Genomic DNA, 5664 nt, shown 5'->3' with positions numbered 1-5664 from the left:
CACGTATTGCTGAAGGTTAAAACGGAGGAGTTAGTCGGACGACCCCTTGACATGGCTTCCTCAGCCCGCTGTACCGTCTGGCGCGCGCGGGCGCACTGGCCACGGTACGGCCGAGCGGCAAGGTCGCGTTCAAGCCGGCGGACCTTATGTACGTCTTCTTCATCGGCATCGCACTGTACATGCTAGCGACCGCGCAGCAGTGGAACTTCATGGCCCGGATCGGCCCGACGGTGGTCGCCGGCATCCTGATCGCGGCAGGCACCGTCAGCCTCGCCAACAAGGTGTTCTTCACGTCCGCGCGGGCCGGGCAGGCGCAGGCCGGCCTCCACATGGACGTGGGCAGCGACCACGAAGGCGCCGTGCCGGAAAAGGTCGCCCTGCGGCGCGCCATGGCCTTCCTCGGCTGGCTGCTCGGCTTCCTCGCATGCACGTCGGTGATCGGCCTGATTCCGACCGTACCGCTGTTCATCGTGGCCTTCATGCGCATCGAGGGGCGCGAATCGTGGTGGACCAGCGTGATCCTCGCCATCTGCGTGACGGCCTTCCTGTACGGGATCTTCGACCAGGTCCTGCACATCCCCTGGCCGAGCAGCCTGCTGGGCGAATGGTTTCCCGCGCTGACCATCGGCGGCGCTTGAACCGTGTTTAACGACAAGGAGATCAACATGACACAGAATCGACTCGAACCCATCGACCCGGCGCTGGCCAGCGACGCGCAGAAAAAGGTCATCGCGCGGCTGGGCGAGGGACGGGGGCGCATTCCCACACCGTTCAACATCTGGCTGCACAATCCGCAGCTGGCCGAGGGCATGGAAATCATCGGCACGCATGTCGACCGCTCGCCGGTGCTGAGCGAGGCGGAGACCGAAGTGGCGATCCTGTCCACCGCGGTATTCTGGAATGCGGCCTATGTCGTCGCCAACCACCGCCGCCATGCGCTGAAGGCGGGGGTACCGGAAGCGGTGGTCGCGGCGATCCTCGCCAAACGGCGGCCGCAAACGGTCGAGGGACGGCTGGGTACCGTGTGCGACGCCGTCGGCGACATCCTCGCGGGCGGCGTGATCGAGGACCGGCGCTTCGCCGCGTACGAGGCCGCGCTCGGGCGTGCCGTGATCGCCGAACTGCTCGTCACGATCGGCTACTTCACGTCCGTGTCGCTCGCCATGAGCCTGCACGCGCTGCCGCCCAAGGACTGAAGGGAGCGCCGGATGACACGAACCATCGACCGCCGCGGCTTCCTGCGCGGCGCCGGGCTGCTCGGCCTCGGCGTCGCCGTGGGCGGCCTCGCGGCGCCACACGTCGCGCGGGCTGCGGCGACCCGGCTGCGGATCGTCAGCAATCCCGGCCTGGAAAACGCCACGCTGAACGCCCTGATGGCGCAGCAGGGTTTCTTCAAGCGCTTCGGCGTCGATGCGACGATCGTCGAAGCGCCCGGCATCGCCGGTCCCTTCGACGCCATCGCCGCGGGCACGGCGGATGTCTGCATGGTCTCGGGCTACAACCGCGTGCTGGCGCGGATCGAGCAGGGCGCGCCGGTCAGGATCGTCGGCGCCGGCATGCGGAAGTGCGCGCTGACGGTCTATGCAAGACCGGACAACATCCGCACGCTCGCGGACCTGCGGGGCAGGACGGTGGCAGTCGGACCTCACCTGGGACTGCTGCACGAATCCATGCTGCAGCTACTGAAGGAAACGGGGATCGACGCGGCCCAGGTAAAGTTCGTCGACAAGGGCAGCAACGACCAGTGCTATCACGCGGTCGTCGACGGCGAAGCCGACGCCTGCTGCGCGAGCATCTCGCACCTGAACGACCGGGACGGGCTCGTGCCGGTCATCGGGGGCAACCTGTGGGAGGCGCTCCCGCACTACACTTTCCAGACCGCGTACGCGTCCGACACCACGCTCCGGGACAAGCACGACGGCCTGGTCGCCGTGATGGCCGCGTATGGTGCGCTGTACGACTTCCTGACGTCGCCGGGCTCGCGCGACGCCTTCTTCGACGCGCGCAGGCATGCCCAGAAGACGTTCGACGCGCCGTCGGCGCAGGCGATCTGGGATTTCAACCATGTGCAGAAGCCGTATTCGAAGAACCTGGCGCTAGGCGGCGGCGACATCGCCTACCTGCAGCGCATGTTCATCGGTCTCGGCAGCCTTAAGCGCCAGCAGCCCTTTGCGGACGTGGCGGACATGTCGGCGGCACGCGCCGCCGCGACGCTGCTGGGCTGAGCGACCATGACGCTGCGCGATTCAACGATTTCCACCCGACTGTGTCTCGGCTTCGGCATCCTGATCGCCATGACGATGGCCATGGCCATCCTCGGCATCGACGCGATGCAGGCGCTGAGCCACACTTCGGACGACATGGCGAATAAAGTCTGGGTGCGCGCGCGCCTGGCCAACCTGGTCGCGGACAACCTGCGCGGCAGCATGACCCGCCTTGCGCAGATGGTCGCCACGGGACGATCCGGACGTCCGGACCATGGCCGGCAAGAAGGTCGGCGTCACTACCGCCAACTTCAACAAGGCGCTGCACGACCTCGAGCCGCTCGTCCTGACGGCGGAAGGCAAGGCGCTGCTGGCCGATACGCTCGCGCGGCGCGACCGCTACCTTGCGGACTGCCTCGAGGTCATCGCCCTCGTGCACGCCCGCAGGCAGGAGGAGGCCACTGCGCTGACGTATGGCGCCGCGTACGCCAGCAACCTGGACCTGTCAGCGCGCACCGAGCGGCAGGCCACTTCGCTCGAGACGACCAGCATGTCGATGGAGCGCATGACGTCGACCGTGCGGCTCAATGCCGAACATGCGCGGCAGGCGAGTGCGCTGGCCGTGGCCGCGTCGGATGTGGCGCGCGATGCCGGCGCGGCCGTGGCGCGCGTGGTCGACACCATGCGCGGCATCGACGCCACGTCGCGCCGGATCGTGGACATCGTGGCCGTGATCGACGGGATCGCGTTCCAGACGAACATCCTGGCGCTGAACGCCGCCGTCGAGGCGGCGCGCGCGGGCGAACAGGGACGCGGCTTCGCCGTCGTCGCTGGCGAGGTGCGCAGCCTCGCCCAGCGCTGCGCGGCGGCGGCCGGCGAGGTGCACGCCTTGCTCGACGCATCGGTCGCGCAGGTGGACACGGGCTCGAAGCTGGTCGACGAGGCCGGCATGACGATGGATAGGGTGGTCGACAGCGTTCAACGCGTCACCGACATCGTGGCCGGAATCAGCTGCGCGAGCCGCGACCAGGCGGCGGGCATCGGCGAGATCAACCGGTCGATCGCGACGCTCGACACGATGACGCAGCAAAACGCGGCGCTGGTCGAAGAAGCTGCCGGCGCCGCAGGCAGCCTGCAGGACCAGGCCATGCGGCTGCAGCAGATGATCAGTACCTTCAAGGTCGAACGCGGCAACCGCCTGCCGCACGCATCGGCCTGACCTCGCGCGCGCCGTCGCGGCGCGCGCATACCGCCGCGCACGGCCATGCGCCGGCATTCCCCCTTTCGCACCGAGGCTGCCGGCCATAAGCAGGCAGCAGGGGCCGTGCGGCCTTTTGCAGTGCACGCCGCAAGGCCCGCGACCTATCATGATCTTCGTATTTTCCAGTACAACATCAGGAGATCCAACGTGCAGAAAAGGGTTCATCTCAAGATCGCGATCGCCGATCACCCGCAGACCGAGGCCGTCCGCAACGGCACCATTCCCATCGAGGGCGTGGATGCCGAATTCGTCACCGTCAAGCCGCAGATCGGCGCGTTCCGCCGCATGGTGCGCGACGTCGAATTCGACGTCTGCGAACTGGCGCCGACCACCTACATCATCGCGCGCGCCTACGGTGCGCCGTTCGTCGCGCTGCCGATCTTCGTCGTGCGCCGCTTCCACCACAGCGGCCTGCTGGTACGCCCGGATGCGGGCACCAGGACGCCGAAAGACCTGGAGGGCAAGAAGGTCGGCGTGCGTGCCTATTCCGTCACCACGGGCGTCTGGACACGCCAGGTGCTGATCGACGAATTCGGTCTCGATGCCTCGAAGGTGACCTGGGTCGTCGACGACGAGGAACACGTCACGCAGCTGCAGCTGCCGCCGAACGTCATCCATGCGCCGGCAGGCAGCTCGCTGGCCGACATGATGGCCAAGGGAGAATTGGCGGCCGGCTTCGCCGCCAACGCGGGCATCGGCCGCACCGGCGCCCCGACCGGCGGCTGGCAGGAGGTCGAAGCCGACTACCCCGACCTGTTCCCGGACGCGACGAAACTCGAAGCCGACTATTACACCCGCACCGGCATCTACCCGATGCACGGCACCATCGTCGTCAAGGACTCGGTGCTGGCCGGGCATCCGCGGATCGCGAAGTCGATCTACGACGCCTTCGACAAGGCCAAGAAGCAATGGCTTGCGCGCCTGGACGCGGGCGAAGCCACGACCAAGGGCGACCAGAAATACCTCAAGCTGCGCGAGATCGTCGGCCACGATCCGCTGCCGTACGGCCTGAAGGAAAACCTGAAAACGATCGAAGCGCTGGAAGCCACGGCGTTCAAGCAGGGCCTGACCCCGCGCCGCATGTCGATCTACGAACTGTTCGTCGACCCCCAGCACTGATTCCAAGGAACGCACCATGATCATCGATTGCCACGGCCACTTCACCACCATCCCGAAATCGCTGCGCGACTGGCGCGCGCAGCAGACCGATGCCGTCAAGGATCCGTCCAGGGCGCCGCTGCTCGCCGGCGCCCACGTCTCGGACGACCAGATACGCGAATCGATCGAAACGAACCAGCTGCGACTGATGAAGCGAACGCGGCTCGCGACCTGACGATCTTTTCGCCGCGCGCCAGCTTCATGGCGCACCACATCGGCGATTTCGAGACGAGCGCCACGTGGGCCGCGATCTGCAACGAGCTGTGCTACCGCGTGTCGCAGCTGTTCCCGCGATCAACTTCATCGGCGCCGCCATGCTGCCGCAGTCGCCCGGCGTCGACCCGAAGACGTGCATCCCGGAGCTCGAACGCTGCGTCAAGGAATACGGCATGGTCGGCATCAACCTGAACCCGGACCCGTCGGGCGGCCACTGGAATTCCTCGCCGCTGTCCGACCGCCACTGGTATCCGATCTACGAAAAGATGGTCGAGTACGACATCCCGGCGATGATCCACGTGTCCGACCAGCTGCAATCCTTGCTTCCACACGACGGGCGCGCACTACCTGAATGCCGACACGACGGCGTTCATGCAATGCCTGACGAGCGATCTGTTCAAGGATTTCCCCACCCTGAAATTCCTGATCCCGCACGGCGGCGGCGCGGTGCCTTATCACTGGGGCCGGTTCCGCGGTCTCGCGCAGGAAATGAAGAAACCGCTGCTGCAGGACCACCTGCTGAACAACATCTTCTTCGACACCTGCGTGTACCACCAGCCGGGCATCGACCTGCTCACGAAGGTCATCCCGACGAAGAACGTGCTGTTCGCCTCCGAGATGATCGGCGCCGTGCGCGGCAAGGACCCGGCCACCGGCCAGTATTTCGACGACACCAAGCGCTACGTCGACGGTATCGCCGCATTGAGCGCCGAGGACCGCTACAAGATCTACGAAGGCAACGCCCGCCGCGTGTACCCGCGCCTGGACCGCGCCAGGTGCTGGATCATCCGACTGAACTCCTCCGTTTTAACCTTAGCAATACGA

The 5664-nt window shown here is 66.5% G+C and carries 6 protein-coding genes and 1 pseudogene; 6 read left to right on the top strand and 1 reads right to left on the bottom strand.

Features of this window, described 5'->3' with window-relative positions:
• Positions 1–146: 146 nt before the first annotated feature.
• Genes ACWNCF_RS05350 through ACWNCF_RS05340 form a run of 3 tightly spaced genes read left to right on the top strand, consistent with a single transcriptional unit; the run spans position 147 to position 2225 of the window.
• On the top strand, positions 147–638 hold the full coding sequence (locus ACWNCF_RS05350) for a tripartite tricarboxylate transporter TctB family protein (protein ID WP_449406301.1): 492 nt from the start codon (positions 147–149) through the stop codon (positions 636–638).
• Positions 639–641: 3 nt separating this feature from the next.
• Positions 642–1196 carry a carboxymuconolactone decarboxylase gene (locus tag ACWNCF_RS05345; protein WP_449406300.1) on the top strand — a complete coding sequence of 185 codons (555 nt, stop codon included), beginning with the start codon at positions 642–644 and terminating at the stop codon, positions 1194–1196.
• A gap of 12 nt (positions 1197–1208) precedes the next feature.
• Positions 1209–2225 carry an ABC transporter substrate-binding protein gene (locus ACWNCF_RS05340; RefSeq protein ID WP_449406299.1) on the top strand — a complete coding sequence of 339 codons (1017 nt, stop codon included), beginning with the start codon at positions 1209–1211 and terminating at the stop codon, positions 2223–2225.
• A gap of 21 nt (positions 2226–2246) precedes the next feature.
• Here the strand turns inward: ACWNCF_RS05340 and ACWNCF_RS05335 are convergent, their stop codons facing one another.
• A complete protein-coding gene (locus tag ACWNCF_RS05335) occupies positions 2247–2489 on the bottom strand; it encodes a hypothetical protein (protein ID WP_449406298.1) in 243 nt (80 codons plus the stop codon).
• Here ACWNCF_RS05335 and ACWNCF_RS05330 point away from each other — a divergent pair.
• The 3 genes and pseudogenes from ACWNCF_RS05330 to ACWNCF_RS05320 all read left to right on the top strand — a co-directional run.
• Positions 2479–3423: a methyl-accepting chemotaxis protein gene (locus tag ACWNCF_RS05330; RefSeq protein ID WP_449406297.1), complete on the top strand. Its 945-nt coding sequence runs from the start codon at positions 2479–2481 to the stop codon at positions 3421–3423. The two genes, ACWNCF_RS05335 and ACWNCF_RS05330, sit on opposite strands and share 11 nt — an antisense overlap.
• Positions 3424–3612: 189 nt before the next feature.
• Positions 3613–4584: an ABC transporter substrate-binding protein gene (locus tag ACWNCF_RS05325; protein ID WP_449406296.1), complete on the top strand. Its 972-nt coding sequence runs from the start codon at positions 3613–3615 to the stop codon at positions 4582–4584.
• Between the two features lie 16 nt (positions 4585–4600).
• Positions 4601–5664 (top strand): annotated as a pseudogene (locus tag ACWNCF_RS05320) (amidohydrolase family protein); the annotation flags it as partial.

The sequence above is a fragment of the Massilia phosphatilytica genome, assembly GCF_977014125.1.
Note: the sequence above shows the minus strand (reverse complement) of the source record. Positions and strands in the feature narration are given on the sequence as shown.